Genomic DNA, 25,678 nt, shown 5'->3' with positions numbered 1-25,678 from the left:
TGTGATTCAGCTCATTGAAAGCACTTCTGCTGCTGCAGATGAGTTCTCTTCAGCCGTTTTCATCATTTTCACTTGCATCTCAAACTGTCGCTGAAGACTGATCATAGAGGTCAGTTCAGAGATGGCATTCACGTTGCTGGACTCAAGATAGCCAGCACGCACTTGTACATTCGGATTGGCAGCCAGCGGCACATCGTTATCCGTGTGCATGAAACCATCGCGCCCTTTAAACAACTGACCCTGTTCTGGCTGCACCAGTTTGATTTGATCCACCAAGGCAATTTCGACCGCATTCTCACCGATCGGACGGATGGTGACCGTGCCATCGTTACCAATGGTTATGTTCTCGGCGGGCGGAATCACAATCGGCCCACCACCAGCCCCGATCACCGGCAAGCCGCTGCCTGTCACCAGCTGGTTGGCGGCATTGATCTGCAGTGATCCGTTGCGGGTGTACACTTCGTTGCCGTCCGGCCCCTGAACGGCAAGCCAGCCATCACCGGCAACCGCCACATCCAGATCACGCCCCGTTTGCATCAGTGTGCCACTATCAAGATCCGTGCCGGGCCGCTCACTCATGGAGTAAACGCGAGACTCATAACCTTCACCCAGCACACGCATGGCGCGGGCCTGCTCGAAATCACTCTTGAAGCCGGTGGTCGTCGCATTGGCCAGGTTATTGGCGTGGGCCTGCTGCGCGTACATGTTCTCACGCGCGCCGGTCATGGCAACATACAGCACTTTATCCATTGTTTGCTCCGGTAAAACCTTGCCGTTTGAACTGGCTTTACCCTATAACAAGCAAACTGCGTGCCATAAACGAGAAAGCCGGGCATAAGCCCGGCCTGAATAACATGCAATAATGCAGCTGGTTAGGGTTAGATCTGCAAAATAGCCTGAGTCACTGTGTTGAGGGTTTCCAGTGTTTTGGAGTTAGCCTGGAAGTTACGCTGCCCCTCAATGAGCTTGACCAGTTCAGCAGACAAGTCCACGTTTGACTGCTCAAGGGCAGCAGAGCGAAGCGTACCGTTCAGACCGGTACCTGGCGGGTTAAGCACCGGATCACCGGAAGACAATGTTTGTACCCACTCAGTATTACCGGCATTCTGCAAGCCATCCTGGTTCTCAAAGGTCGCAACGGCAACAATACCCAACTCCGCCAACTGACCATTACTGAAACTGGCGACCATTCGACCATCTTCTGAGAAGGTCACACCGATCAAATCGCCCTTGGTATAGCCATCCTGTGAACGCTTATTCACAATCGATTCGGAGCCAAACTGGGACGAGCCACTGAGATCAAGCTGTACACCCTTGAGATTATCTACATCGGAGTCCAACAGGGCATCTTGAGGATTCGCAGGGTCGGCACCCAGAATAGTGATTGTCGGTGCCTTACCCGCGTTGGAAACATTTCCGCCGTTAACTGATTCCAACACCCCTGTTGTTGTGTTAAAGCTCACCAATATCGGGCCAGGTGCTGTCGGCGTAGCAGGATCTTCCACCAGCGAGCCAGGATCACGTATTTTACCTAGATTCAGCTGATCATTGTCATTAAGGTATGCATATGTGCGATATACACCAATATAGCTGTTATCGCCCTTCTGCAACTCTTGCAGGTCCACCTTCCCTGTTGCTGTATCAAGCCCCAAAAACGGTGCATTCGCCAAGGTGCCTGATACTACCGGGAAGTCCAATATATCGTTATCAACGTCACCTTGTTTAGCCTGCCATTTTATTTCAATTCTATCCTGCAAAGAGTTGTATGAAACAGATTCAAGACCAGGATTCGCATCGATTATTTCTTGCTCAAAACTGGTAATGGTTGCAATAGCACCCTCATACGTCAACTCACTTTTAAGAGTGATGTCTACGCTACCAAAGCTGATAACAAATGTTTCACCCAACTGGTTACCATCAACGCCCGCTGTAAACTTTGTAGGATCCAGCTGGAACGATTGAATCTCATTAGAATCTCTAAATGATTCAGATGCAGGTAGAGTATTATCCACCTCTTTACCGGCCACTTCCACGACAAAATCACCATATTCGGTATATTCTGCATGTGTTTCAAACGAAACCTGACCTGTCGTACCATTCAACACCAGCGTATCCAGATCGATTCGGGGATCACCGCCATTCGCAAAGGTTTCTTTCAGTTTACTCTTGGACTCATCCGTCAGCTGGTAATATACATTGTTGCTGTCATCCAGAATCGGGGCTGTTACATCCCAATATAGTTTTTCTCGATCATTCGCATCTTGCAGAGAGGTAACTGTTGCAGCGCCGCCAGTACCGTTCATTGCCAACTCAAAACCTGACAGCTTTACAGCACTGCCACCCGTACCGAATACTGCGTCTGTCGCTACAGCAGGAGGAACCGCAACGGTATCAACTGTTGCTGCCGTGAACGAACCCGCTCCATCGTCGAGTGCAAACCGATAGGATTCTCGAATAGCCTGCTGTTCTGCAAAGTAAAATCGAATGCTTTGCTCATTCCCCAAGCTATCGAATGTACCGACTGTGGTCGACCATGTATAGGAGTTAGGATTTACCTTATTGAAGACTTTTTCATTATTCGAGGCGTCATCATTTTCATCAATATTGAAAGACAACTCAATTTTTTCAGTCGCTTTAGGTGGACTTTGCTTCTGCGACACTGAAAGATCTTGCAGCGGCAAAATGTTGCCCTGTGGATCAAGCCCAAAGCCTTGTAGCCGCTTGTTATTTTTACTAACAATATAGCCTTCTTTATCCAGCTCAAATGCGCCAGCACGTGTATAAGATATGCTACCGCTACTATCTTTCAGCTGGAAAAAACCTGATCCATTAATAGCCAAATCCAGGTTACTATTCGTAAACTCAATAGTACCCCCACTAAAATCTTGGGCTATATCGCTCACAGTAACACCAGAACCCGGCGTATTACTCGACCCTGCACCCACAACTGCTGTTGCATATATATCACCAAACTCTGTTCGGGAGCCTTTAAACCCGACGGTGCTCGCATTAGCAATGTTATTACCGGCCACATCCAGCATTGTGGTGGATGCCTTCAGGCCAGTGACGGCCGTATTAAAACCTGCCATTTTTGTTACCTCACTTAACCGAGCTGCTTCACTTCATTCATATCGATGGCACCAATGGCGGTATTGACTTTCATACCAATCCCATTTTGCCCCAAAGTGACGCTGTTGATATTGAACCCCATATAGGTCGCTACTTCTTCGTATTCACCATCGGCGCTGCTGGCTGCTTCAGCCACAATACGATAGTTGCCAGCCGGTACATTCTCGCCTGCCTGCCAAACAAAGTTATGATCCCCAGGGGGCTGCGCGCCCATACTGACACGGTCGACGCGCTTACCACTGCCATCATAAATAGAGATGCGTATATCGCTGGAGCTGACATCAGTGCTCACGAGACCATCAACCAGCCCCCCCTGCTGGGGCAGCTGAGCAATGTCTGTATTCACAAACGCACGCTGACCCACCATGGATGAGGCCTGCAGCGCCGCCTGACTGCTGATCAGTGTACTGCTCATGGTTTCCATGGTTTTGGAAAGGTTTTGAATACTTTCTACGTTGCTCAATGTAGAGATCTGCTGCATAAAATCGCTGGTCTCTGCAGGACTAGTCGGATCTTGGTTTTGCAACTGTGCAATCAGCAGCTTCATAAACATTTGACGGTCTTCAGAAACAGAGTCAGTCGCCGTGGATTGAGACTGGTTCTTCTGATTGATCTGATCGTAGATGTTGTTACTGCCGACGCCGTTTACATTGCTCATGGCGTTATCCTCTTACTGACCTTATTGCCCCAGCGTCAGCGTACGCTGAAGCATCTGTTTGGCCGTATTCATAATATCGGCGTTGATCTGGAACGAGCGCGAGGCTGAAATCATATCCGCCATCTCTTCCACCACATTTACGTTCGGGTACCAGATATACCCGTTTTCATCGGCCATCGGGTGATTCGGTTCGTACGCCATGCGCAGGGGCGAATCGCTTTCAATGATCCCTTTAACATCAACACCTTGGCCCGGCACCAATGTCTGCAGGTGATCAGGCAGGTGTTCAGTCTGAGCTTCCTTGAGTGCAAACACCGGCTTGCGGGCGCGGTAGGTTTCCGCTTCGCTGGAACTGATGCTTTCCGCATTAGCCATGTTACTGGCGGTGGTGTTAAGCCGCACTGTTTGCGCTGTCATGGCGGAGCCCGCGATGTTGAAAACGTTACTCAACGACATGTTTATTCACCCTTGATTGCACGTGTCAGCCCCTGGAACTTGCTGTTCAGAAACTGAAAGGACGCTTGATAACGGAGCGCATTGTCTGTGTAGCGAGCCATCTCTTCCTGGGTCTCTACCGTATTGCCATCTACTGACGGCTGGTTCGGAATACGAAACATCAGGTCAGCCGCGGCATCCGGTGACAAAAACTCGGATTGATGACCGGATGCCGTTTTCTTCAACGACAGATTGGCGCCAGCGGTTTCACCTTCGAGCACGGCACTAAAATCCAGATCACGGGCCTTGTAGTTGGGCGTATCCGCATTGGCAATATTGTTGGCCAGCACCTCAGCCCGTCGCGCTCTGAGTATCAGGGCGTTTTCATGAATCCCCAGTGCTGAGTCAAAGTTGATCGCCATTGCCGCTTATCCGTTACAGGTTGCTATATCTGTAATTAAGCAAGCAACGTGCCAGTAGCGAAAAAACCCGTGATGGGTGGCTTTGGGAAAGTTCGGACAGTTTCAGGGAGGCAATATACAGCGGCAAGCGGCAAGGCTGTACCGCTACAAATAGTGCCGAGCGGCAAAGGGCGGCAAGACTGCCGCTCAGTTTTCAGATTGCCTGGTAGATAATACCGGGGCGGCAGTGGATCATTTTATACAAGTCAGACAGGCCTGAGAGAGACTCGGAAGCACCCAGCAGCAGATACCCCCCCGGGCGCAGCTGCTTGTGCATTTTGCGCAGAATTTCGAGTTTTACGTCTGACGAGAAGTAGATCAGCACATTGCGGCAAAAAATCAGATCAAACTGCCCCAGTGAACTGTAAGGCCCAAGCAGGTTGAGGCTTTGAAAGCGCACCCGGCTCTTGATGTGGGGTTTGATACCCCAGCTACCGGTGGGTGATGACTCAAAGTAGCGGTGCAGCCGCTCCTGAGACAGACCACGCCCCAACGCCAGCATTTCATATTCACCTCGTCGTGCCTGATCCAGCACTGTGGTGGAAATATCAGTCGCCAGTATTTCTTCGCCGGACGAAAAAGCCCCGGCATGACTCTGTTTGAACTCGTCAATCACCATACTGATGGAGTACGGCTCCTGCCCGGTGGAGCAGGCCGCAGACCAGATTCGCAGCTTCTGAAAGCGACTTTTCTCATGCAGCTCAGGCAGAAGCTTATTACGCAAGATTTCGTAGGGATGAATATCACGAAACCAGAGGGTTTCGTTGGTGGTCATGGCGTCGATTACCTGTTCTTTCAGGCTGTTGCCACCCGCTCTGCCAAGACGTGCCACCAGCTCACTGAGGCTTGAACAGCCTTGCTGCTGCATGATCTTGCCCAAGCGGCTTTGGACCAGGTACTGCTTGTGTTCAGCCAGCAGAATGCCGCAGCTTTTTTCAAGAAAGCTGCTGAACTCACGGAATTCCGCTGGTGTAATACTAAAGCTGCTGCTCACCCGGAGACGCTCCCCGTCAGCCTTGTTCGACCTGACGGATACGGTTGACTACCACTCCGGCCAGATCGTTCGGGTTGAATTTGGCCAGGAAACCGTCGGCCCCTACCTTTTTCACCATCGATACATTGAAACCGCCGCTCAGTGAAGTGTGCAGCACCACATGCAGTTTAGACATGCGCTGGTCTTCACGGATCATGGAGGTCAGGGTGTAGCCGTCCATTTCAGGCATTTCGATATCAGAAATCACCATCAGGAAAAAGCTTTCAACATCCACCCCTTTTTCGACCAACCCTTTCAACAGATCAAGCGCCTGACGCCCATTGTTGGCAATCGAAACCTTCACGCCAAGGTCTTCCAGGCTGCGCTGCATCTGATTGCGCGCCACGGCCGAATCATCGACGATCAGAACGTGGCGCTGGCGCGCGCGGGCGCGATCATCCTGAGTCGCTACTTCATCGCTGACATCAGTGGACATCGGGTACAGGTCCGCGAGGATCTGTTCTACATCCAGAATCTCAACCAGCTTGCCTTCGTACTCGAAAACAGCCGTCAGGTAATTCTCGTTACCGATCTCTTTCGGCGGGGCCATGATCTGGTCCCACTGAGTATTCAGGATACGGTCAACCTTGCGCACCATGAAGGCAAGCGTACGGCGGTTATACTCGGCCACAATCAGGAAGGTTTTGGGCAGATCTTCTTCCGGGATCGGCCTGCGACCAATCGCTTCAGACAGATCAAGTACCGGGATGGTTTCGCCGCGGATATGCGCCATCCCCTTGATTGCACTGGTCTGGCGCGGCACCTCAGTCAGATCCGGACACTGCAGCACTTCTCGTACCTTGAATACGTTAATGCCGTAGCGCTGATTGGTTTCCAGCCCGAAAAGCAACAGTTCAAGACGGTTCTGACCGACCATCTGCGTGCGCAGGTTTACAGTATCCAGGATCCCTGACATGATTTAACCAACCCCGAGGTCGCTAACAATGAGTTTCGCCCGGCTTCGAAAGCCAGGACACCCGCGTGAATAATATCAATTTAACACCAGTTGCCACTGTTTTTGCCATAGTCTGCATCCTGATGCTGCCTTTTTCGGCCTCTGCCGATGATACCGCAGCACGGATCAACTTGCAGGTGACTGAAGCCATTAAACAACACTTGTTGTCTAAAGTACCAGACAGCCGGGTCGAGGTCAGCCTGAACCCAGTCAATCAGCACCTGCAACTCGCACCCTGTGAAGCTCCCGTTCATGTAACACTGCCCTTCCACAGTGGTGAGCGCATCACCGCAAAAGCCAGTTGCAGCACACCACGCTGGAGCCTTTTTGTCACCGGCCGAGTGAAGCAGTATAAAGCGATTGTGGTCGCTGCAACGCCAATCGTCAAAGGCAGCCGTATAAGCGCCGGAAAATTGCAGCTGCGGGAGCGCGATATTGCCAGTTTGTCAGGTGATTATTTTTACCGTCAGCAGGATGTCGTCGGAAGTCAGGCCCGCATCAGTATCAGCGCCGACACTCCGATCACCCCCCGCATGCTGACTCAGGCAAACGCCGTCAGCCGAGGCGATCCGGTGATAATCGAGGCATCCCGAGGCGGCGCTGTCATCCGTACCGAAGGGACTGCACGCGAAGACGGACGTATTGGCGACATAATCGATGTCATCAACAATCGCTCAGAGCGACAAATCCGTGCACGTGTAGAAGGCGGCGGTTTGGTTCGCGTTCCATGATCTCCGGTTAGCAGCCACTGGCCTGTTCCGCTATACTGCCGATTAGTTCACTAATGTAAAAAACCTTAAAGTTTTACTCAGGGCGACCGATACCCTTGCATAGAACTGATTGCGAGGTAATTTAAAATGGCTATCGATTTTCCCGGCCTGTCTCCCGCCCAGTCGGCAGGCAACCGAGGTAAAGTCAGTGAGCAGCAGACCCAGGCCACCGGCAACAACACCGGAAACAAGCCTGCAGACAATACACCTGCTCGGAGCGACGACACTGTACGTATCAGTGATACAGCGCAAGCGCTGCAGCGCTCTGTGGGCGAAAACAGCGGAAACGCAGATGTGGACAGCGACCGTGTCGCTCAGATCAAGGCAGCCATCGAAGATGGCTCCTACAAGATCGATAATGAGCGTATCGCCGACCGTATGCTGCAGCTTGACAGTTTACTCGGCTGATAACTGATGACTGACCAGCCCGTCAAGGATATCAGTATCCAGTTTGGCGCCCTGATCGACCAAGGCACTGCACTATTGTCACAGCTGCAGATACTGCTCGACACAGAACTCACTGCGCTTGAGACGCGCGATCTTGAACAGCTCAAACAAAGCAACCAGCAGAAACAGGAATGCCTGCTGGGACTTGATCGCAACATTCGTGAGCGCAACGATCTGCTGACAAAGCTTCAGGTTGAAACCAACCGCGATGCTGTCATTGTCTTCATCCGTACCCTGCCAGCACCCGCCAGCGAACTGCTGGAGCAGGCATGGCAGCGCCTGGAACAGTCACTGGAACAGGTACGCGTGCTAAATCAGCGCAACGAGCAGACGTTGGTACGCAGTAAACAAAATACTGACCAACTGCTGGCATTACTGCAGGGGCATGCCCAAGGCAACTCCATTTATGACCAGAAAGGTGACAAGGGTCGCTACGAAGGTCAACGCAGGCTGGGTAAAGCCTAGAAAATTTGGACTGCTGGCGGTAGAATCCACAGCCTTGAAATGCCTCAGTAGCTCAGTTGTATAGAGCAGCCCCCTCCTAAGGGGCAGGTCGCAGGTTAGAGTCCTGCCTGGGGCACCAATCAAATCAATACGTTACACGCCAACCACATCTCAAAACACCTTCAAAATACGTCCTAACCGCCCAGCGGCCCACCAAGCGGCCCACCACTTAGCACATGCTTAACCTTGGGCATCACTCCGTTACCGCACGTACGTGCAAATGGAGACCTAGGCGGGTGATTATGTTGCCACTACTCTGTTTCGCTTTTTGAAGAATGAGGGATCCATGCTCTGAGTACGCTATCGATGACTTTCAATTAATCTACAGATGGCGTGACGCTGCACGGCTCTTGAATGATATGACAAGTTGCCTGCCTAACCTCTTTGAACGAACTATCTATTCGCAATCGCAAATGATTCTTAAGTGTCATTCTCGTTAGCGAGGTGGCCTTCCATGGCTATATTTGATTGGCTCAAAGTGTCTATATGTACGCTATTAGTACATTCGCTTGGACTTACGCACTGCGAATGCAGAGGGTCTACCACCCTGGGATTCAGTCTTGGCAATGCCCAGAATGTTCAGCCAGTTCTCTTTTCCAAGTGCAGTAATCATCAGCCTCAGGGTTCGGATGAAGTCCCGCTGTGTTGACTCCGCATAGTCCTTCATGAACTCATTTTTGGCCCAGGAAAAGTGTTTACACTTCAACTGCCACTCATACCGCACCTCCGGATAGCGGGCCTCAATTGCATCCAGAATGCGCTGCATACGGCTCTGATGTTTTTGAATGGTAATAGCTTCTGCCTTCACCTGCTTTTTCACTCCGTCAATTGTTTTAGTAACTTCCACATCCTTGATATTATTTCCAAGTTTTTTGATAACCATATCCTGAATCAGTGACTTCACCCGCTGTTGCAGCACCCAGCACTGAAGACGACCTCGCTCTTTAACACAGCTCGATCTTATCTAACGTGTACCGGGTTAATCTACGCCACTGCAGCATCGATCATGCTTCTCACCGCAGTATTTCGTCTCGATTCTGTCTGCAGGCCAAGGCATACCCTGCCATGCATGGCGCTCGGGCGTGTGGCTATTTTGAATGGCTGTAAATCCGACAGTCCGGATCAGGCCAGCCCGTAGACGCGACTGAATGCCCCGAAACCGGGACAATGTCGTCCGAAGCGCAGGTGGAGACGACGACCGCTGCTGACTAAGCGACAGGCCATATACATCAGTTCCTGAATCACGGTTTTCAGCCGCCGACGCTTGGCCGGATGACGCACCGGTGCATCCGGCCCCAATAGCGCGTTCTGTCCCATCCAACGCAGTATGTTGTAGCCCAGTACGGCAAAGGCTATGACCAGGTCGTTGGTATCGAACTTCCCTGACGGCAAACGTTCGAGATCCAGATCAGTCTTGAACTCACTGTGGAACTGTTCGCTGGTGGCGTGATCCTGGTAGAGCGCAATGACCTTGGCGTTATCTGCTGCGTCCGATGTGAGTGAAGTCGTCCAGCCCTCCAGGCTGACCTCCGGCTCCAAAAACAGCTGTCCTGAACTGTCACTCTGGCGCACCGTCACCTTGACGATCAGGCGGTCGTCCGTGCCATCCAGCGGTTCGCTTACCAGCGTTTCCATTTTGCCCGGTCGGGTATGGCACCAAAGTGCGCCGGCCGCATGAGCCTTGTCGACCCAGGCCAGTCCATCTTGTGAGCGGGGGTTCCACTTAATCAGGTAGTCTGCCCCGTGCGCACGGAAGTACCCCCGGTTCTCGGCGGCATCATGGGCGCTGTCAAGACGTACCAGTAGCGGTGCATCGGTCAGCTCTCGGACTCGAGGCAGCACCCGGTCGAGGGTGTGAATAAACTCTTTATTGGCATGTTGGTTACCCGGTCGCAGCTCACAGCCCAGACACCAGCCCTCCGTGCCCAGGTAGGCCGCGATGGGGGCATAACCGTCATGCCCCTTGTAGGTATAGGCCACGCCCTCTTTTTTACTGTTGCTGTTGTCCATGGGAAACACGTCCATATCCAGTGGCACGTGCCCGGTGGTGAGTGTGCCGATAGGCACCGAAGCGTTACACAGAAACTCGACGCTGGCCTCATCCAATAACGGGATCAGTGCGCGGGCATCTTCATCAAAGCGCTGACGCAGCCGGGCCGATGAAGGTGATTGCTTGATGCCCATGGCCGCTTTGAAGAAGGGATCATGGCGTGCGTGCTCGACCGCTTCGAAGTCGCTCTTGCCAAGGCAAATCAACCCCAGGTAGGTACGGATGAGGTCGATGTTGGCGATGCCATGGCGCTTGACGATGGAGCGCGAGGTCTTAGCCAGAGAGGTCATCCTGTTCACGCTGTGCCCAACCAGCGCCAGACCACCGTGGGGTGTGATAATCTCGGTTTTTGACTGTTCAAGCTTGAAGGTACGCATAGTCAGATATCACTGTCTGGGTGAATCGAGAATGGCGTCCATATTACCGCCGCAGGCCGCGTGGTTACAGTGTTGTAGAGGTGTGAGTGGGGTTGTAAGTCACGGAATCAGGCATATATCACCTCTTTATCCAACATATGCTCGTGCAACACCAATTCGGTTATGACCCGCAGCTCGTGCTACAGCCTCATACCCCTTCCGAAGCAACGCTTCATTTTCAAGCGTTGACTTGTCACGAACAGGGGCTTTTAGTCCAGTCACTGCTTCAAACAACTCAATCATAAAATAGGTCCTCACCTCACGAATATTTACAACTCCGTATTCTTTCAAAAGTCTACGCATACGTTTTACAACGGTATTCACAAAACCAATCAAGGTTTCATTGTCAGCCAACAGGTTTTTTGAACCTTTTGGTCTTACTGACAACGCATATTCCAACGCCTCTTTTCCTTGTTCAGTCACTCGGATCTGTCGATCAGGTGATTTCCTGCCACCCTTTGTCCCGTCAATAACATTCACATAACCTGTTTTCTGGTATTCATTCCACCAACGGTCAAGGTTCGCCAAAATGCCTTCACGTAGACGCAGGCCGAAAAAACGAACCAACTTCAAGAGTGCGACTGCTCGCTTTTCTCCTCTAGCCTCCATGATTTCAATCGCTTCCTGAATCGATGCATCATTCATATCCGGCGTTTTTTCTCGGACATATGAACGCGCCTCAAAAAAATCAGATGCGACTATTTTCACGGCTTTATCACGGCGGAATGCCGTCATCACCACATTGAACGAGCTGACCAGATTGTGTGCGTAACTCAAACTGATTTTTCCGGCATCGAGCAGACTGACGAGGTGATTTGCATAAGCCTCTGCATGCTCTTCCCCGACTTGACGCACATCCTGGATGCCATACTGCTCCAGAAAATTGGCAAACTTTCTGAAGCGGCTTACATGAGTTGCCCTGGTTTTGTAATGCCCGCCACCGTAATACAGGTTCAACACTACAACCACTGCGAACATGATGGTTCTGCCCAGCCCAAAATTGCGCTTCTGCCCACGGCGACGCTTGTTGTTCCTAGCCATAACCAACTCCAAAGATGATAAAAATGAAAAATAGTGATTTGTGCGCCCAGTGTCTGGTCCAAACCTGGGGGACGGCCAAAACACCCGCGCACTGTTGCCGTCCCCCGTCATAGACCAGTCAGTGGGAGCCCCATCAGGGCAGCGGCAACGCGTCGAATCACTCACGACATTTACTCCTCATCAAAATGTGTATATCGAACGATCCCCCATACACATGCGGGGTGAGGCTGGTGCTGCTACGCCAGCAGACACCAGTAAGAAGGCCAAAATTCTGAGATGACACCTCAGACATACCCGCCTGGTAGCAGGCAAAACCGTAGTTTAGTCCGGGTTTAGTCTCGACTGTTTTTCTGGAGTGCACGTAATACCTGGCTTACAGCCCATCAACACAACTCATCTCATTTCCAAGGGCTACTGAAAAAAAAGGTGTTGGCAGCCGTTGGGATGGGTTGGTCAGGGTGATGCTTTCACGCTAGGCACTGCAATTTTTCCAATCGCGAACAGCGAAAAGCTGATGCGTCAGCCACAAAGTGACTGTACAGATTGGAGGTGGAACGATTCAGATTTGTACATTTCGGGTGGGAACCCAGAGAAATTTTGGCCCGTTGTCAGGGGTACTGCCGTGCAATACTGTGCAGTGCAGATATCGTACTGACTAGGCCTATAGATTTGATTCAGTGCAGACGGACTTATCTCCGGACACACCGAAACAGAGGGAATTTCAGAAATGGAATTTATATTGCTGGGTATTTAAGCAGTTCAGCGTCCCCTGCCGCTCACGGTGCATACCGTGGGCGATGAGTAATCGGAAAATATCAGTGTCGCACAACCGTTGCAAGTCTCGCCTGCTAAAAATTTTCAATCAAGCGACCTTTCAATGTAAGAGTTCTTGGCAGCAGTAGATAAATAGTATTCTATACACACATAACATCTCCAACATCAGAGTTATGTGTGTATAGAACTTTTATTTCATCAACACCACTCAAAAGCACTCTTAATCATGGTAATGTTATTCAAACCAGATTAATCACTCGGTCAGCGCCTTAAGCAGCGCATCCCTAGCATCCTGATAAAACTGTATGTCGATTTTAGTGGCCATATCATCTGAAAGGTCATATAGCTGTCGTCTGGCTGTCACTGGCATCAACAGGGTACTAGCGCCTTTTTCCACTGCTAGTTCTGCAATATTCACGGCATTACTAATCGGTTCAATTGAGCCACCCAGATTAATCTCACCGACCACAATAAGGCCGCCTTTCACGGATTTCTTCAACATACTGCTGCACATGGAAATTAATGCTGCGACACCCAGTTTGGAACCTTTTTTAGCTGCATCAAAGGCTCGGAGCTGAACGGTAAACTCATGTGATCGTGGATCTCGATCACCAATTAACTGCTGCGCACGTGCATAAAGATTTTGCTCAGCATATCGCATGGATTCTTTAAATGCTGCCGGTGCCGGATTATTCAGAATCTTCACACCGGAGCCTGGGCCTTCGTTCACTTCGATACGATAAAGCCCAGCGTTGTCATCAAAGTCTGTGCCACCTTCGCTGATTGTCCAGATCTGACCCGGTTCAAGCGGGTCATCACCAATTTCGTTATCGGCACGCAACTCGGGTGTTGCCACGAACTTTTCGATACCGTCATCACCGATAAAATAACTGAAATGAGTATTACGAAACTCGGCAGCGCCCACTCGCTTCTGCTGCTCTTTTACTCGGCGACGAACTTCCAGCGCCAAACGTGTTGCCCACTCTAGATCCTCATCAGATACTGGCATATCAGCGTCGGGATACATTAATTTCAGCAGACCCGATACCGTTTTATTTACCGCATTGGTATCACGTCCACTCAACGCTCCACCTAAATGCACACGGTTTTGCATGGCCGCCACACGGCTTTGGAAACGCAGGCGGCTCATACACTCGGAAAAGAAATCGCTGACCAAACCAAAATGATCAGTCGTCAGATCCTTGCTCATCTTGGGTACATCCCAACCGGGCAGATAGCAGTGGATACGATCCATCCAGGCGGTGTCATCGCGCATCTCCTGTGGCAATGGACCGAACAGATGGCCTACTCGCTGTTGATGCTCCACATCCACATCGAAGTTACCCACAAACACCATGGAGCCATCGGCACGGATGCTCTCCTTGCCACGGCTGAACTCGCCGGATTCCATGTAGCCCTTCATGATGTTGATCCCTTCCTTGCTATCAAAAGAGATCCCGCTGACTTCATCGAAGCAGACCACATCGTACTGACAGACCAGACCCCGCTGGCCAGAGGCGTTGTTGACGAACATTTTGGCAATGGTCGCCTTGCCGCCCGAGATCAGGTGCGCATAGGGCGATACCTGCTGGAACAGATGGCTCTTACCGGTACCGCGTGGGCCAAGTTCAACCAGGTTATAGTTGCGCTCCACAAAGGGCACCATACGCAGCAGGATGGAGTCTTTGGCACGGTCAGACAGCGCCTCGGACTCGAGACCGATGGAGCGGATCAGGAAATCCCGCCATTGATGGCTATCAAAGTGGCTACGGGCTTCTGCCATCACGTCCAACACATTACGCTTGGACATCTGGATTGGGCGCAGCTCGGCGATACCGAAGGCATTGCCTTTCTCTTCGGCAATGACAGAGTCGTACTCCAGCGTCACTTCGGCGTAAAAACCACCTGTCAGCAAGCGTTCATTGTCATCGACGATTTTGTCAGCAATACGGACTCGGTTGAGGTTCAGGCTGGGCAAGGATGCAAGGTAACCGCCCTCCTTTTCAACAAAACGGACACTGACGATATCGATCAGCTTGGCAGCCCCCTTCTTGTAAGCCCGGGCCTTGAACAGCTCTTCCTCGCCGGCACGCACCGTGCGGGATGCCAACTGGCGCTGAACAATCTCCAGGCCTTCCTCGATCTCGTCAGGGTCTGTCGAGGCACAGTAGCGTCCCAACATGAACTCGACCACATAGGTCGGCACCGGAAACTGGCGGGCAAAGGTACGTACCAGGTCCTTACGCACGATGTAGCCTTCAAAAAACTCAGCGGCTTTGTTGTCCAGAGCATCCAGTTCCACGTATCTCTCTCCTAACCTTATTCATCACCGACCAGGGTCGGTTTTTTCGCCAGTACGTTGCCGCCGTCATCCAGTAGTACCAGTACCGCTGTCATGCCTTCAAAGTCATCGTCCACCATCAGGCTGCATTTACCGCCCTTGAGGGGTTTACGCTTACAGATCTCGGAATCGGCATCCGCTGCCTGGGTTCTCAGAACTGCGACCACACCCTCAGCATCAGTTTCGGCCTGCACCTTACAGGTCAACCCCAACCAACGCAGGTCTGACAATGTTGCACTCACACTTGGAACGGGCTGAACTTGCTGGTTACTACTGAGCTCGATGACGGGGGTCAGACACTCCTGCAAGCTCAAGCCGCCATGGTCATAATGCTGCCCAGCCTTAAAACTGCTGATCCCCGGCGCCATAGCGATACTGACATTACCGTTCCAGTACCAACCCAGCTGCAGATAGCCGGTATCCACCGTATCCTTGATCACGGCGCAACGGCCCCAGCGGGTATCGGTCAGGTGCTTGGTCAGATCCACCTTATACATGGTAGCGGGTGTCAGCACCCAACCATGATCGGTCACGATACGGATCTTGCGCCATCCGGCCGCCAACAGTTCATCCACACGCTCAACAATTTCTTCCAGCAGCGTATCGATGCGAGCCGCCAGCTTCAGACCTTTAACGTGGCCTTCCTTGTCAATATCACCACTCTGCACCCAGGCATTAGTTGATGGGTCGCCGGACTCGCCCTCTTCCAGATACACCCAGCCCTTTTCCTTCAGGTATTTCTTCAGGTAGTAGGCCGAAAAATCCTTATCATCCTCCAGCAAACTGGGTTCAAAGTCGCGATCCGTTACCCGGCCGGTCAGCCTGTCATGAACAGGGGTCACTGCTGCCTTAGCCGTCGCGGTCACCGATGGCAACGCCGCCCAGTTCGAGGACAGTTTGATATCCGCTTTGGACACCAGCATCTGCACCAGCCGTTGAGCGATGTCATAGCGCAGGCCATCCACAAAGAAGACCACCTCGCCACCCGGTGCATAAGCAGCCGTGGCTTCGTTCACCTGACCAATTCCGGGATAGCCCTTTGCCTTCACCAGACTCTGGAAATTGCGCGTGACTTCATCCAGCCACGGGGTGTAGATCAGCGCCAGCAGTTGTTGCACCAGAGCCTGCTGTCCGTTGGACAGTGGACTGGCCAAGGCTTTGAGTGCCAAGTCATCCACCTGCCAATACTTCCGGCGGTAAAGGTCAGCCATCTCCTCGGCATCGATACCGGAAAACACCTGCTGTGTGCGTTCGGCAATCTGACTCAGATATTCCAGCACACCTGCCAGCGGTGCGTGGCCCAGCTGAGACCAGATCCAGTTACGACGCTCAGAATGATGCTGTTCAAGTCGCTGTAATTGTTGGCGTGCATCAGCTGAATTCAGAGTCAGCAGCTGGTTTAAATCCTGCTCCAGCCGCTGTTCTTCATCCGCATTGATCGCAGGATAACTGGCACCATCTGCGGCAAGGTCAGGCTGCACCTTCATCAAAAGATCAGGCAAATTGGGGTAATGATGACAGGACTCGGCATACCGCTGCCAAACGCTCTCCCATACACCCTGACGCTGACACAGTAACTCCGCAGCCGTCAGTTCGCCGTCACGCTCGGGGCTGAAGTGATATTCAGTCTCGCAGATGCCCACCAGGGCCTGCCAACGGGGCGCATCCCAGCGTTCACGGCATACTTTGCTGTCATTCATCCAGCTAAGCAGGTCACGCACCGGATCACTGGACACCAGCTTATTGAAGTCCGGCGCCTCCAGGCGGCGGTTGGCCAGCTCGTCTCGTTCGCTTTCCAGTATTTCGGTGAGCACCCGCAACATCGCCTGTTGCGACTTGTCATCCTTGGCCACATCCAGACCGGCACCGCCGTTGGCTGAGATCAGGAAAGCATTGACCGTCCAGTCACGGCCAGTGTTGTTGTAGATCCACCAGCAGCCGCGATACTGCAATTCAGCCAAAGGCTTGAGCACATCGGGGCAGTCCGTAATCGCACGAAGATCGCGGCGTTCTACACCTGGCAGATACAGGATCGGAGTACGATCCTGCGGCAGCTGCACCTCGGGCAATACACCTTCGATTACACATTTGATCCAGATGGCCGGCCCACGCTTCTGCTCGGGGGCGTAGTCGCCCAGCACCACCAGTTCAGGCATGGCAGCCTGCAGCAGTGGCAAGGCAGATTCCCACTGGCGCTGCTTGTCAGTCCAGAGGATAACGCTCGGTGCCATTTGGATATTGGAGTTATAGGCGGCGCTGGCACGAACTTCCTCCGCCAGCAGATCGATCAGTTTCATAGCAGTCCCTGGCGGTTCGCTTCGTACCAAACGAAGGGTGAACGCTGTCTCAAAAATTCAGCGGTATAAAAGTTCTGGATATAATCTGAGAAGTGGCGAGCCCGCACTTCTCGACAGCCCCCATCATCCAGTTTAAGCCTTGTGATCGTGGCATCTACATCCGACATAAGAGCTGGCGGCAGGTCGGGATTGGGATAGATATGTCCCGAGACCAACTCCAGGCGAAAGAGCCCATCTTCGATCAGGAAAGGATCGAGTACATCCTTATAGTCGTTTTTACGGCTATTCATACGTGAGCAAGCCAAACGATAGTTCGACCACTCATAGGCTTGATCCGGTCGCTCCGACTTGGCAACAAAGTGGTCAACCGAGCCCGCCCCCGTAATGCGCTCAAAGTGGATCGCGAGGTAAGCGCAAATGCCACCAAACCGGTCATACAGATCCGGCAGGCAGTTACGCCAATAGGGACGTAACTTGACCCCTTCGGGCAGCGGCTGACTCAGATCTATGCCTGACTCACTCAAATAACGCAGCCCTTTTTGGCGCACCTGGCGGTCAAACTCCGCTGGCTCCGGCTGGGGGACGACATGCAGCATCTCAGAGCCACCCTTTCTTTTCAGCCACAAAACGCCAGCGCATCCAGAACGGATCTGTATCACTCAATACTTCGCGCAGTTTTGCATCCAAAGCCTTGGCATCCTGCGCATCAAAGCTGTCATCACTGAGCGCCTCTGAAGCCTGTGTCAGTGCTACCTCGGCCTCTTTTGAGCGGGCACTCTCAAGATCAAAGGCCTCACTGGTCAGCCAGCTGGACGCATCACCTTGGCGCGTAAAAGGCCGCTGCCGCAGCTTCACCTCTCCCTGCTCCAAGTCCAGATCAAACCAGGCATCCTGTGAAGGATCGAACACAGGCTCGACGGATGCCATGATCAGCGGCGAATGGGTAGCGGTAATCAACTGCACATCAGGACGCCGAATAAGCTGCTCCATGACAGACAACAGCGCCGGAATGATGCTGCGCTGCCAGCTGGGGTGCAGATGCGACTCTACTTCATCGATCAGAAAGACCACCTGATGGGTCGGATCTTCCTGCAGCAAGTCGGCGGCTTTGCGATGCTCTTCCCAGGCCCATACCAAAAAATAAGCCAGCGCGATGATACGGCGGATACCGGATGATGCATGGACGACTGGAACATCTTGGCCATAGGGCATACGGATCGTCGGAATATCGCGTGCTTCATCTAGGCTGATACGGGTCAGGTCGCCCGGTTGCAGCTCTTCCTTATCAGAGGGCGACAACACCTTCAGCACCTTGACCAAATGCCTGAACGCTGCACCTTTCTCCTTCTGCCAGGTTGCCCAGTCTTGCACCAGGCCATTACACAAAACCGTGCCGTCCTCAGCTTTCAGGCCATGCCACACTTCGTCCGGCGCAAACACATACGCGGGACGGCGCTCCTGTACATCGATGCCATTGCGGGTCTGCCAATAATTCCGAGACGGATCCCAGACCGCAAAACTACCATCTGTCATGGCATAGAGCACCAGACCGGGATTCGCCGGACGACCAGCATTACCTGTCCAAGCTTCCTCCCTGCGCTGATAGGTGCTTTCGTAGCTAACCTCTTTAACCTTGCCCGAGAAGGAAAAGCTGATAGACGAGTCACCCTTGCGCTGAGGCTGTACCTTTTTCCCCACGGTCAGCTTGGGGTTGATTTCAGACGGCCACTTACGGGTCATCGACCACCAGGCGATATCCAGCAGAAAGCTTTTACCCAGGCCATTATCCCCTGTAATCAGATTAAGGCGCTGACCGAACTCCAACTCCATGGATGGAGCCGGGCCGACATTAGTCAATTTCAGTTCTTTAAACACCGTTAACCTCCGACACCAGGGATTGCTTCCAACTCTTTCAACCAACCATCGAAAAGCGCGCACTTTTCACGCATGGCATTCAACCCGACCTCCAATGCAGCAATACTGCCCATCAAAGGTTTCTCGTAGCCGAAGATCAGCTGCTCAAGACGTTTGCTCGGGGCCGTGTTAGGGCTGTTATTGATGTGCTCAGGACTGGGAAAGCCTTCACGGATGGCGATGAGCTGCTGGCCAATCTGAGGCATGTCCATCCCCCTGGCTAGGGCTTCAGGATCACTGAACAGCAGCGCTTCAAACTCATACATCTGCACATAAGGGATAAAACGGCGCATGGCATCCTGACCCAATAGTCGTGTTAGCTCCTCTGTCATCTTGGCTTTCATGACAGATGCTTTTTCAGCCACATCGGCACTCTCGTCCACATCGTTTTTGCCTGGGAAGCTCGGCGGCAGGCCATAGAAGTCAAAAAACGTGGTGCAGTATGCGGTTTTCTCCTGCAGCAAGCGGTTTTCGACATCTGACTTGAGACGCTCAAACTTGAAGTTTCCGCCCTTGTGACCGGGCTTGCCCACTAACGCGGGCACCAGCCAGATATCTTTGTGCATGAACACCGGCTGCAGCAACTCGTTCACGAACATCTCTTCAGTTTGCCCTTCACAAATCACATGCACCCGAATCATCGTGAAGGCCTCCCGCCCAGCACGTTTTTCTCCCACAGCTCACCGACTGTGTAATCGTCCAGCCAGCGCTCAAAGTCGGACTCATCCAGACGTTTGAAAACAGAAGCGCCCTGCTCGCGCTCAACCACAATCAGATCATCAATTTCAAATTCGTTCAGCAGCGGGACGGACTGGGTTGAGATGATGACCTGGGTACGCTTCGCCGCAGAACGTACCAAAGCGCCCAACAAGGTGATCGCATAGGGGTGAAGCCCCAGCTCGGGTTCATCGATGATGATGGTAGACGGCAGACGCGGCTGCATCAGTGCCGTTACCAGGCAGATAAAGCGAATAGAGCCATCCGACAACTGACTGGGCCAAAGTGAATAGTCACTGCCCTGCTGCTTCCACAGCATACGCACCTGCTGCTCTTCACTCGGCAGAGTTATGGGCTTGAGTACGAAGTCATCAAAGAAGGGCACCGCCAGCCGAACGGTTTTGCGAATCTGGCTATAGACCTCTGGCTTTTCACTCTGCAGTCGATACAAAAAAGCCGCCAGGTTGGAGGCGTCCATGCGCAGGAATTCGTTGTCGTGCACGGCGCACAGGCGCTTAACCCCCGCCGTATCGCTGGTATCGTGAAAGTGATAGACCTTCCAGCCGGAAATGGCGCCATAGCAGAACTCTGCCACCGAGGCCCCATCACCGAATTTCATGCGCTCTTTTAGCTTGGATTCTGCATGGCCTGTGCCAAGGTTTTTGTCGGTTGGCCCATAGTAAGCGCCGGCAAAGTAAATGCGTTCTTTGGTAAAGGTGAAACTCTCGTCTGTGTTGGGCTCAAGCACCAACTCGTATTCGTTATCACCAAAGCAAACCAGAGTTTCCAGGCTGGATGTTTCCTTGACCCCGTAACTCAGAATGCGATCCGCACCGCCCTGCTTGCTTGCCCATACCTGCAGACGCCCTTCTACCAGCTCGGAGAGCATCCGGAAATAGGAAACAAAATTACTCTTCCCTGAGCCATTGGCGCCGATCAGCACGTTCAGGTTGGACAGGCTCAAACCGTCCATCTTTCGAATAGACTTGAAGCCACTGATGGACAGGGTTCGGATCGCACTCATTTTTATATCGCCACTTTATCCAGATACCTGTGATTTTAGAGGATACGCCGCCAACACTTCAGCAACCAGCACCTCGATCATTGCCTCGGGCCGATCAAACGTCCTGTGGTTTTGCATGACTGGCCAGCTACATCCGCAACCTGTCAGCCCCGGCTGCTATTCCACCCGCTCAACCTTCAACTCCGCAATCTGCTGTGCAGTATCCAGGTAGTCTGCCAGGTAGGCTTCAAAGGTGAAGTCTCGCTTTTCTATCTGCTCGATGAAATCCATGATCCATTCACCGGTTTTGTGCTGGTAGCCATCCATCTTCGACTCAGGGGCCATCACGCCCACGGGGTGGCTGGCGTAGTCCGACAGTACATTCAGTGCAGCGTAGCCGTGCTCCCCCATTTTCACGAAGTAATCACTGGTGCGGTCGGCAATGGCGTTGCGAAACTCGATTAGCTCTTCGGCACGTTTGCGTTTGATCTCCGCCTCTGGCGGCAGGCGCAGATCAAATACCTTGCAAGTCAGCGGCAACATCCACTTGGCCGGCACGTGGTAACGCTGCAGGTTACGCAACTGGGAGACAAACAGCCGCTCCAGCTCATGGATACCGGCCAGGTTCTCTTCCCAGCGCTTCATCGCGTCTTCCAACTGCCGGGTATGCGCAAAGCTGATCTCGACGCTTTTGCTGCCGAATATCACACCGTTCAGACAGATCCAGCGGCAAAAGCCGATCTCAAAGCGCAGGCGGTGGGTACGGTTGTAACTGTTGGTGATGCGTACAAAGGGCGTCCAGCGGTCTTTTTCCCAGGGTTCGAACTCACTCTTGGTATGAATCAGGTCGATATGGCAGAAAGACCGGGTTTTGGGCATGGTCACATTCAGGCACTGCATATCCTTCATGGAGGTCATCTTGAACACCGTCCGCATGGCATCCGCCGCCAGGTTATAGGCCTCCTGGTTGGTGATCAGCCGATAGCTGTCTGTTACTACCGCAAAGGTAAGATTCTTATCGGTATCCACGACCGCCTGATGCCGGGGCAGCTGTTCATAAGCTGTATGATCGAACAGATCTTGCCTACCCTCCGAAGTCTGGATAAATACAGGCTTCATCGCCACCGGGAAAAACGCCTGCGTGACATCCTTTTCTTTCCAGCTGCGTTTCATCTGTTCAGCTCCTTGCCGCTTGCTTCTCTGCCAATGTCAGATGGTGTTCGTTGATGCGGTCGCCTTCTTTGCCGCCGTATTCAAGGCCCAGGTGGTACCAGGGGGCTGAGGGAACATCTTTGCCGCGGTCCTTGGTCCATTTGATACTGGTAGGCTTCACACGCAGAATGCCCGCGCCTTTTTTGCCCAGGTCTTTGGCCAGCAGGAAGGGGCGGATGTTGAGGCGCACGCCGTCGTTAAGATCGGGGTTCCAGCCGATAGGCTGTTCTGCCAGCGGTTTCCAGCGCACGAAGATATCGTAGGGCTTTTCACCTTCGAGGATCTTTTCCAGCTCGGCTTTCAGGGTTTCGGCTGCGGCGAGGCGGATATCGGCACCGTCTTCGCCGTTGGCCACGCCCGCTTGCTGGGTGCGGATCCAGTCGCCCAGATAGGTGTAGATCAGGCGCTCCAGCCCGGCCTTGTCCAGCTGGTGGTAGTTGACCAGGGCGCTGAAGCCGTCTTTCAGGCCATCCCACACATGCCAAATAAAGGGCCGGTGCTGGAACATCTTGCAGTGTTGCTCGAAGAACTTATCGCGCAGCCAGAGGCTGAGGGATTTGCTGCCGACGGCATCGAGCAGGCGGTTTTTCAGCGGAGTGGTCCAGGCATCGCCATAGGCGGCTTGCAGCAGGGCTTCCAGGCGCTGGTCGGCGGCCTTTTCGCCGCGCACCGGCGGCAAGCAGACAATGCCGTCGTCATCGATAAAACCGGCCAAAGACTGGCAACGCTCGACCCATTCTCGCTGTTCAACGGCCAGTTCCATTTCTGGGTCCAGCTCTGCCGGCCAACGGTAGCCGAGCAGGCGGGCGACGGCGACTTGCAGTACGCTGTCATCGACGCGCAGTTCGTCATGGGCGGTCCATTTGCTGTCTTCGTCCCAGATGACCGAACCACAAGGGTGGCCGTGGAAGGTCCATTGGGTAGGGTCGTTGGTGTAAGGCTGGGGTAGGCCGTTGGGGTATTTTTCTTCGGCGGTTTTGGCCCAATACTCAAAGTCGAATGGAATCTTAACCAGAGTTGAGTTCGTCACCATCAATTTTTGATCAATTTGTCTTACTAGATCAACAAAGTCAGGTGACTCAGAAAAAGACTTCAAACATTCGAGATTGCTCTTTTTCTTGGGAATCAAAGTAGCTACTGATTTATCGAACAACTGACCTCTGTAGTCGGCGGTTCTTAAATTTCTTATAAGAGATATGGCAACCCCATTTTTACCCCAAGCATCTCGACCACGGTAATCTTGATTATGACCTTGCTTTCGCTCTGCATCTGACATCCCGTGTACACGCTTTCTTGCACTATCCCAGCTGACAATTGACTCCAAACCTGTCGGAGAAGAATCGCTTTGAGACGCAGTCTGTAAAAAAGACCAAAAACTCGTGAGTTTAGGAATCTCAGGGAACAGCCGTACGTAGTGAGGTGCATCACATGTACCTAAACCCAGTATTGAAGATGCGTACATTTCCAAAAGAGGTAGATCGCTAGCTTGCCCTAAACTGACTCTTGCATCCGGATTCCCCAACTGCCTCCCCTGATCCACACTCTTCACGTCATCCACCAACAACCCCGCCGCCTTCTCTGCCGCCGTACGCGGTTCGGACACATCCACCCCACGAATCCAATTGCTCTGCTCGCCAGTGTTCAGCAGATCCACCGACTGGCCTGCGGCATTGCCACGGCTCAGGGTGATCAGAGCTACGAAGGCCCCCGCAGCCGCTGAGGATTCAAATGCCCCTTCACCCATTCGCGCAATCAAATGCCAGCTATCGTTCTGCAACAGCTTTTCGCGGAACTTGCGGTAGCTGGTAAGGAACAACCAGTTCTGTGGCAGCACAATACTGGCGGTGCCACCCTGCTCACAGAACTCCAGGCAGCGGTCGAGAAACACCGTGGCCAGATCATTCTTGGCTTCGGGGTAATGGGTTTCACAGTAGTCTTTGAGGGTGTCGTGCTGTTTGCCGCGCGCCAGGTAAGGCACGTTGGTGATCACCCAGGTGTACTGGCCTGCCAGCAGCTCGGCGGCTTTGGCCAAACCCTGGGCGACAATGCCCGCTTCGACGCGGTTATTGATTTCAGAGCTGCCCGTTTCCGCTGCTTCCTGTTGCTGTGTTTGTTCCTGCGAGAGTGCCTCACCCAGCAGTTGCTGCAGTTCGCTCCACTGGGCGATCTGCGCGGCCTTGCTGCGGCGCGGGTTGATCAGGCTGCCCAACACAGGGGCATCTTTAAAGGTCTGGTACATCCAGTCCAGGGCGATGGTCAGGTTCTGCTTGCCCGCCTTGCGACTCAGTTCCTTCCACTCCTCCTTAGCGGCGGTAATGGAGAGGCCACTACAGGCCAGATGCAGCTCCGGCAGGCTGCGATAGCCACCGGCATCCGGGAAGCGCCAGGCTTCCAGTGCCACGGCAAAGGCGGCCAGCTCGACGCAGCGCTGGTCCAGCTCCAGGCCGTGGAGGTTCTCGCTGAGCACCTTGTCAATGGCCTGGCGGGCGTTGAGCTGTTCGGCCTGCATGCGCATGGGGACCAGCATCAGGAAGGCAGCGACCAGGAAATGGCCGGAGCCGCAGCAGGGGTCGAGGGCTTTAAGTTCGCTTAGGCGTTTAGGCCAGGCGTCGAAGGTGCCGGAGGCGGGTTGCCATTGCTGGCTTTTTTCATCCTTCACAAAGCGCAGGTAACTAAGTGGTACGCCAGGAATGGCGGCTTTGTCGCGCAGCTCCTGTTCGCTTTGAGCGGTTTGCCAGTCGTGGTCGGTGAGTCGTTGGCCTGCCCACCAGGCGCCCAGGCTGTTATCCAGCAGGAAGCTGACCATATAGGGCTCAGTAAACAGCTGGGTGACGGGCGAGAGTTCGTCGGCGCCAATCTTGACCTCGGAATCGTTCACCTCTTTTTTGCGCTTGCTTTGCCAGAACTGATACACCCAGCCCAAACTATCCTGGGCCTGGAAGGTCGCCGGGGCTAAGCCAGTAACCAGCTGTTCCAGTGTGCGTTGATGTTCCGGTGCCAGCTCCAGCTCGAACACCGGGGAGTCGATCCGGAAAATCTGCGGCAGCATCTTGGAGGCCAGCACCCCGGCCAGCTCCCAGCCGGTGGTGCAGCGGGCTTCCAGTTCATCGCGGGCGATATCCGGCTCCTGTACCAACTCGTTACACTCCGCCAGGGTCAGCGGCGTGTGCTCGTCGTACATCAACAGTTGGTTCTGCTCCAGAAAACGGGCAAACAGCATGCGGTGCCAGTGTTCGTAGGCGACTTCCGTCACCAATTTGCGGATGCTCTGCTGGCCGTTATCTTGTTTGCTATCCCCCAGCTGGCGGCCATGGGCACGCAGGCGGTTACGCAAGTTGCGCTGGGCATCGCTCAGGTAGTCGGCGGGTTTGGCATCGCTTACGCTCAGGCGGGTCAGTGCCTGAGTCGCCGCCTGTTCCGCCACTTCGCGGGCTTTGCCCACGGTGGTTTCCAGCGCCTTACGCAGGGTGCGATCCAGTGGCTGACGGGTGTTGTTGAACATATTCATCAGAATGTCGCTC

The 25,678-nt window shown here is 53.2% G+C and carries 21 protein-coding genes and 1 tRNA gene; 4 read left to right on the top strand and 18 right to left on the bottom strand.

Translation table 11 applies throughout. The features are described from left to right. Positions 1-6: 6 nt before the first annotated feature. The 7 genes from flgF to CFI10_RS02485 form a co-directional block, all read right to left on the bottom strand. Positions 7-750, bottom strand: a complete 744-nt coding sequence (flgF, locus tag CFI10_RS02520; RefSeq protein WP_206838979.1) for a flagellar basal-body rod protein FlgF — start codon at positions 748-750, stop codon at positions 7-9. A gap of 128 nt (positions 751-878) precedes the next feature. Continuing rightward, on the bottom strand, positions 879-3,089 hold the full coding sequence (locus tag CFI10_RS19125) for a flagellar hook-basal body complex protein (protein WP_242530084.1): 2,211 nt from the start codon (positions 3,087-3,089) through the stop codon (positions 879-881). 14 nt (positions 3,090-3,103) lie between these two features. Next, on the bottom strand, positions 3,104-3,787 hold the full coding sequence (locus CFI10_RS02505) for a flagellar hook capping FlgD N-terminal domain-containing protein (protein WP_206838978.1): 684 nt from the start codon (positions 3,785-3,787) through the stop codon (positions 3,104-3,106). Between the two features lie 21 nt (positions 3,788-3,808). After that, entirely contained in the window at positions 3,809-4,243 is a 435-nt protein-coding gene (gene flgC / locus CFI10_RS02500; RefSeq protein WP_091822552.1) for a flagellar basal body rod protein FlgC, read from the bottom strand. A 2-nt stretch (positions 4,244-4,245) separates the two neighbouring features. Next, the gene (gene flgB, locus CFI10_RS02495; protein ID WP_206838977.1) at positions 4,246-4,644 is read right to left on the bottom strand and encodes a flagellar basal body rod protein FlgB; all 399 of its coding nucleotides are present in this window, start codon (positions 4,642-4,644) and stop codon (positions 4,246-4,248) included. A gap of 193 nt (positions 4,645-4,837) precedes the next feature. Continuing rightward, a complete protein-coding gene (locus CFI10_RS02490; protein WP_091822558.1) occupies positions 4,838-5,677 on the bottom strand; it encodes a CheR family methyltransferase in 840 nt (279 codons plus the stop codon). A 16-nt stretch (positions 5,678-5,693) separates the two neighbouring features. Then, entirely contained in the window at positions 5,694-6,632 is a 939-nt protein-coding gene (locus CFI10_RS02485) for a chemotaxis protein CheV (RefSeq protein WP_206838975.1), read from the bottom strand. Between the two features lie 65 nt (positions 6,633-6,697). On the opposite strand from CFI10_RS02485, the gene flgA reads away from it, so the two are divergent. The 4 genes from flgA (at position 6,698) to CFI10_RS02465 (ending at position 8,471) form a co-directional block, all read left to right on the top strand. Next, positions 6,698-7,402 carry a flagellar basal body P-ring formation chaperone FlgA gene (flgA, locus tag CFI10_RS02480; protein ID WP_206838972.1) on the top strand — a complete coding sequence of 235 codons (705 nt, stop codon included), beginning with the start codon at positions 6,698-6,700 and terminating at the stop codon, positions 7,400-7,402. A gap of 126 nt (positions 7,403-7,528) precedes the next feature. Continuing rightward, positions 7,529-7,849 (top strand): flagellar biosynthesis anti-sigma factor FlgM, encoded by a 321-nt coding sequence (gene flgM, locus CFI10_RS02475; RefSeq protein WP_206838970.1) that lies wholly within the window; start codon positions 7,529-7,531, stop codon positions 7,847-7,849. Between the two features lie 6 nt (positions 7,850-7,855). Next, the gene (locus CFI10_RS02470; protein WP_206838966.1) at positions 7,856-8,353 is read left to right on the top strand and encodes a flagella synthesis protein FlgN; all 498 of its coding nucleotides are present in this window, start codon (positions 7,856-7,858) and stop codon (positions 8,351-8,353) included. A 41-nt stretch (positions 8,354-8,394) separates the two neighbouring features. Further along, a tRNA-Arg gene (locus CFI10_RS02465) sits at positions 8,395-8,471 on the top strand. 417 nt (positions 8,472-8,888) lie between these two features. Here the strand turns inward: CFI10_RS02465 and CFI10_RS02460 are convergent. From CFI10_RS02460 to CFI10_RS02410, 11 genes are all read right to left on the bottom strand, one after another. Beyond that, positions 8,889-9,296: a hypothetical protein gene (locus tag CFI10_RS02460; protein ID WP_206838965.1), complete on the bottom strand. Its 408-nt coding sequence runs from the start codon at positions 9,294-9,296 to the stop codon at positions 8,889-8,891. A gap of 218 nt (positions 9,297-9,514) precedes the next feature. Continuing rightward, positions 9,515-10,819: an IS1380 family transposase gene (locus tag CFI10_RS02455; RefSeq protein WP_206834329.1), complete on the bottom strand. Its 1,305-nt coding sequence runs from the start codon at positions 10,817-10,819 to the stop codon at positions 9,515-9,517. 126 nt (positions 10,820-10,945) lie between these two features. Further along, positions 10,946-11,899 (bottom strand): integrase domain-containing protein, encoded by a 954-nt coding sequence (locus CFI10_RS02450; RefSeq protein ID WP_206838962.1) that lies wholly within the window; start codon positions 11,897-11,899, stop codon positions 10,946-10,948. A gap of 1,027 nt (positions 11,900-12,926) precedes the next feature. After that, positions 12,927-14,975, bottom strand: a complete 2,049-nt coding sequence (gene brxL / locus CFI10_RS02445) for a protease Lon-related BREX system protein BrxL (protein ID WP_206838961.1) — start codon at positions 14,973-14,975, stop codon at positions 12,927-12,929. A 17-nt stretch (positions 14,976-14,992) separates the two neighbouring features. Continuing rightward, positions 14,993-17,311: a BREX-1 system phosphatase PglZ type B gene (gene pglZ, locus CFI10_RS02440; RefSeq protein WP_206838951.1), complete on the bottom strand. Its 2,319-nt coding sequence runs from the start codon at positions 17,309-17,311 to the stop codon at positions 14,993-14,995. Then, positions 17,308-17,907 (bottom strand): HNH endonuclease family protein, encoded by a 600-nt coding sequence (locus CFI10_RS02435; RefSeq protein WP_206838941.1) that lies wholly within the window; start codon positions 17,905-17,907, stop codon positions 17,308-17,310. Before CFI10_RS02435 ends, pglZ begins: the two co-directional genes overlap by 4 nt. 1 nt (position 17,908) lies before the next feature. Continuing rightward, a complete protein-coding gene (locus tag CFI10_RS02430; RefSeq protein WP_277987740.1) occupies positions 17,909-19,186 on the bottom strand; it encodes an AAA family ATPase in 1,278 nt (425 codons plus the stop codon). A 2-nt stretch (positions 19,187-19,188) separates the two neighbouring features. Further along, on the bottom strand, positions 19,189-19,866 hold the full coding sequence (locus tag CFI10_RS02425) for a DUF4276 family protein (protein WP_206838937.1): 678 nt from the start codon (positions 19,864-19,866) through the stop codon (positions 19,189-19,191). Then, a complete protein-coding gene (locus CFI10_RS02420) occupies positions 19,863-20,966 on the bottom strand; it encodes an AAA family ATPase (RefSeq protein ID WP_206838936.1) in 1,104 nt (367 codons plus the stop codon). Before CFI10_RS02420 ends, CFI10_RS02425 begins: the two co-directional genes overlap by 4 nt. A gap of 156 nt (positions 20,967-21,122) precedes the next feature. Then, entirely contained in the window at positions 21,123-22,118 is a 996-nt protein-coding gene (locus tag CFI10_RS02415) for a DUF932 domain-containing protein (protein ID WP_206838934.1), read from the bottom strand. A 4-nt stretch (positions 22,119-22,122) separates the two neighbouring features. Beyond that, on the bottom strand, positions 22,123-25,665 hold the full coding sequence (locus CFI10_RS02410; RefSeq protein ID WP_206838932.1) for an Eco57I restriction-modification methylase domain-containing protein: 3,543 nt from the start codon (positions 25,663-25,665) through the stop codon (positions 22,123-22,125). Positions 25,666-25,678: the final 13 nt, after the last annotated feature.

The sequence above is a fragment of the Marinobacterium iners genome, from assembly GCF_017310015.1.
In the GTDB taxonomy this organism is placed as follows: domain Bacteria; phylum Pseudomonadota; class Gammaproteobacteria; order Pseudomonadales; family Balneatricaceae; genus Marinobacterium; species Marinobacterium iners.
Note: the sequence above shows the minus strand (reverse complement) of the source record. Positions and strands in the feature narration are given on the sequence as shown.

What these genes read in the sequence shown, in the direction of transcription:
- flgF (WP_206838979.1), bottom strand. Translation starts at nt 750, where the DNA reads ATGGATAAAGTGCTGTATGTTGCCATGACCGGCGCGCGTGAGAACATG.
- CFI10_RS19125 (WP_242530084.1), bottom strand. Translation starts at nt 3,089, where the DNA reads ATGGCAGGTTTTAATACGGCCGTCACTGGCCTGAAGGCATCCACCACA.
- CFI10_RS02505 (WP_206838978.1), bottom strand. Translation starts at nt 3,787, where the DNA reads ATGAGCAATGTAAACGGCGTCGGCAGTAACAACATCTACGATCAGATC.
- flgC (WP_091822552.1), bottom strand. Translation starts at nt 4,243, where the DNA reads ATGTCGTTGAGTAACGTTTTCAACATCGCGGGCTCCGCCATGACAGCG.
- flgB (WP_206838977.1), bottom strand. Translation starts at nt 4,644, where the DNA reads ATGGCGATCAACTTTGACTCAGCACTGGGGATTCATGAAAACGCCCTG.
- CFI10_RS02485 (WP_206838975.1), bottom strand. Translation starts at nt 6,632, where the DNA reads ATGTCAGGGATCCTGGATACTGTAAACCTGCGCACGCAGATGGTCGGT.
- flgM (WP_206838970.1), top strand. Translation starts at nt 7,529, where the DNA reads ATGGCTATCGATTTTCCCGGCCTGTCTCCCGCCCAGTCGGCAGGCAAC.
- CFI10_RS02470 (WP_206838966.1), top strand. Translation starts at nt 7,856, where the DNA reads ATGACTGACCAGCCCGTCAAGGATATCAGTATCCAGTTTGGCGCCCTG.
- CFI10_RS02455 (WP_206834329.1), bottom strand. Translation starts at nt 10,819, where the DNA reads ATGCGTACCTTCAAGCTTGAACAGTCAAAAACCGAGATTATCACACCC.
- CFI10_RS02450 (WP_206838962.1), bottom strand. Translation starts at nt 11,899, where the DNA reads ATGGCTAGGAACAACAAGCGTCGCCGTGGGCAGAAGCGCAATTTTGGG.
- pglZ (WP_206838951.1), bottom strand. Translation starts at nt 17,311, where the DNA reads ATGAAACTGATCGATCTGCTGGCGGAGGAAGTTCGTGCCAGCGCCGCC.
- CFI10_RS02435 (WP_206838941.1), bottom strand. Translation starts at nt 17,907, where the DNA reads ATGCTGCATGTCGTCCCCCAGCCGGAGCCAGCGGAGTTTGACCGCCAG.
- CFI10_RS02425 (WP_206838937.1), bottom strand. Translation starts at nt 19,866, where the DNA reads ATGATTCGGGTGCATGTGATTTGTGAAGGGCAAACTGAAGAGATGTTC.
- CFI10_RS02420 (WP_206838936.1), bottom strand. Translation starts at nt 20,966, where the DNA reads ATGAGTGCGATCCGAACCCTGTCCATCAGTGGCTTCAAGTCTATTCGA.
- CFI10_RS02415 (WP_206838934.1), bottom strand. Translation starts at nt 22,118, where the DNA reads ATGAAACGCAGCTGGAAAGAAAAGGATGTCACGCAGGCGTTTTTCCCG.
- CFI10_RS02410 (WP_206838932.1), bottom strand. Translation starts at nt 25,665, where the DNA reads ATGAATATGTTCAACAACACCCGTCAGCCACTGGATCGCACCCTGCGT.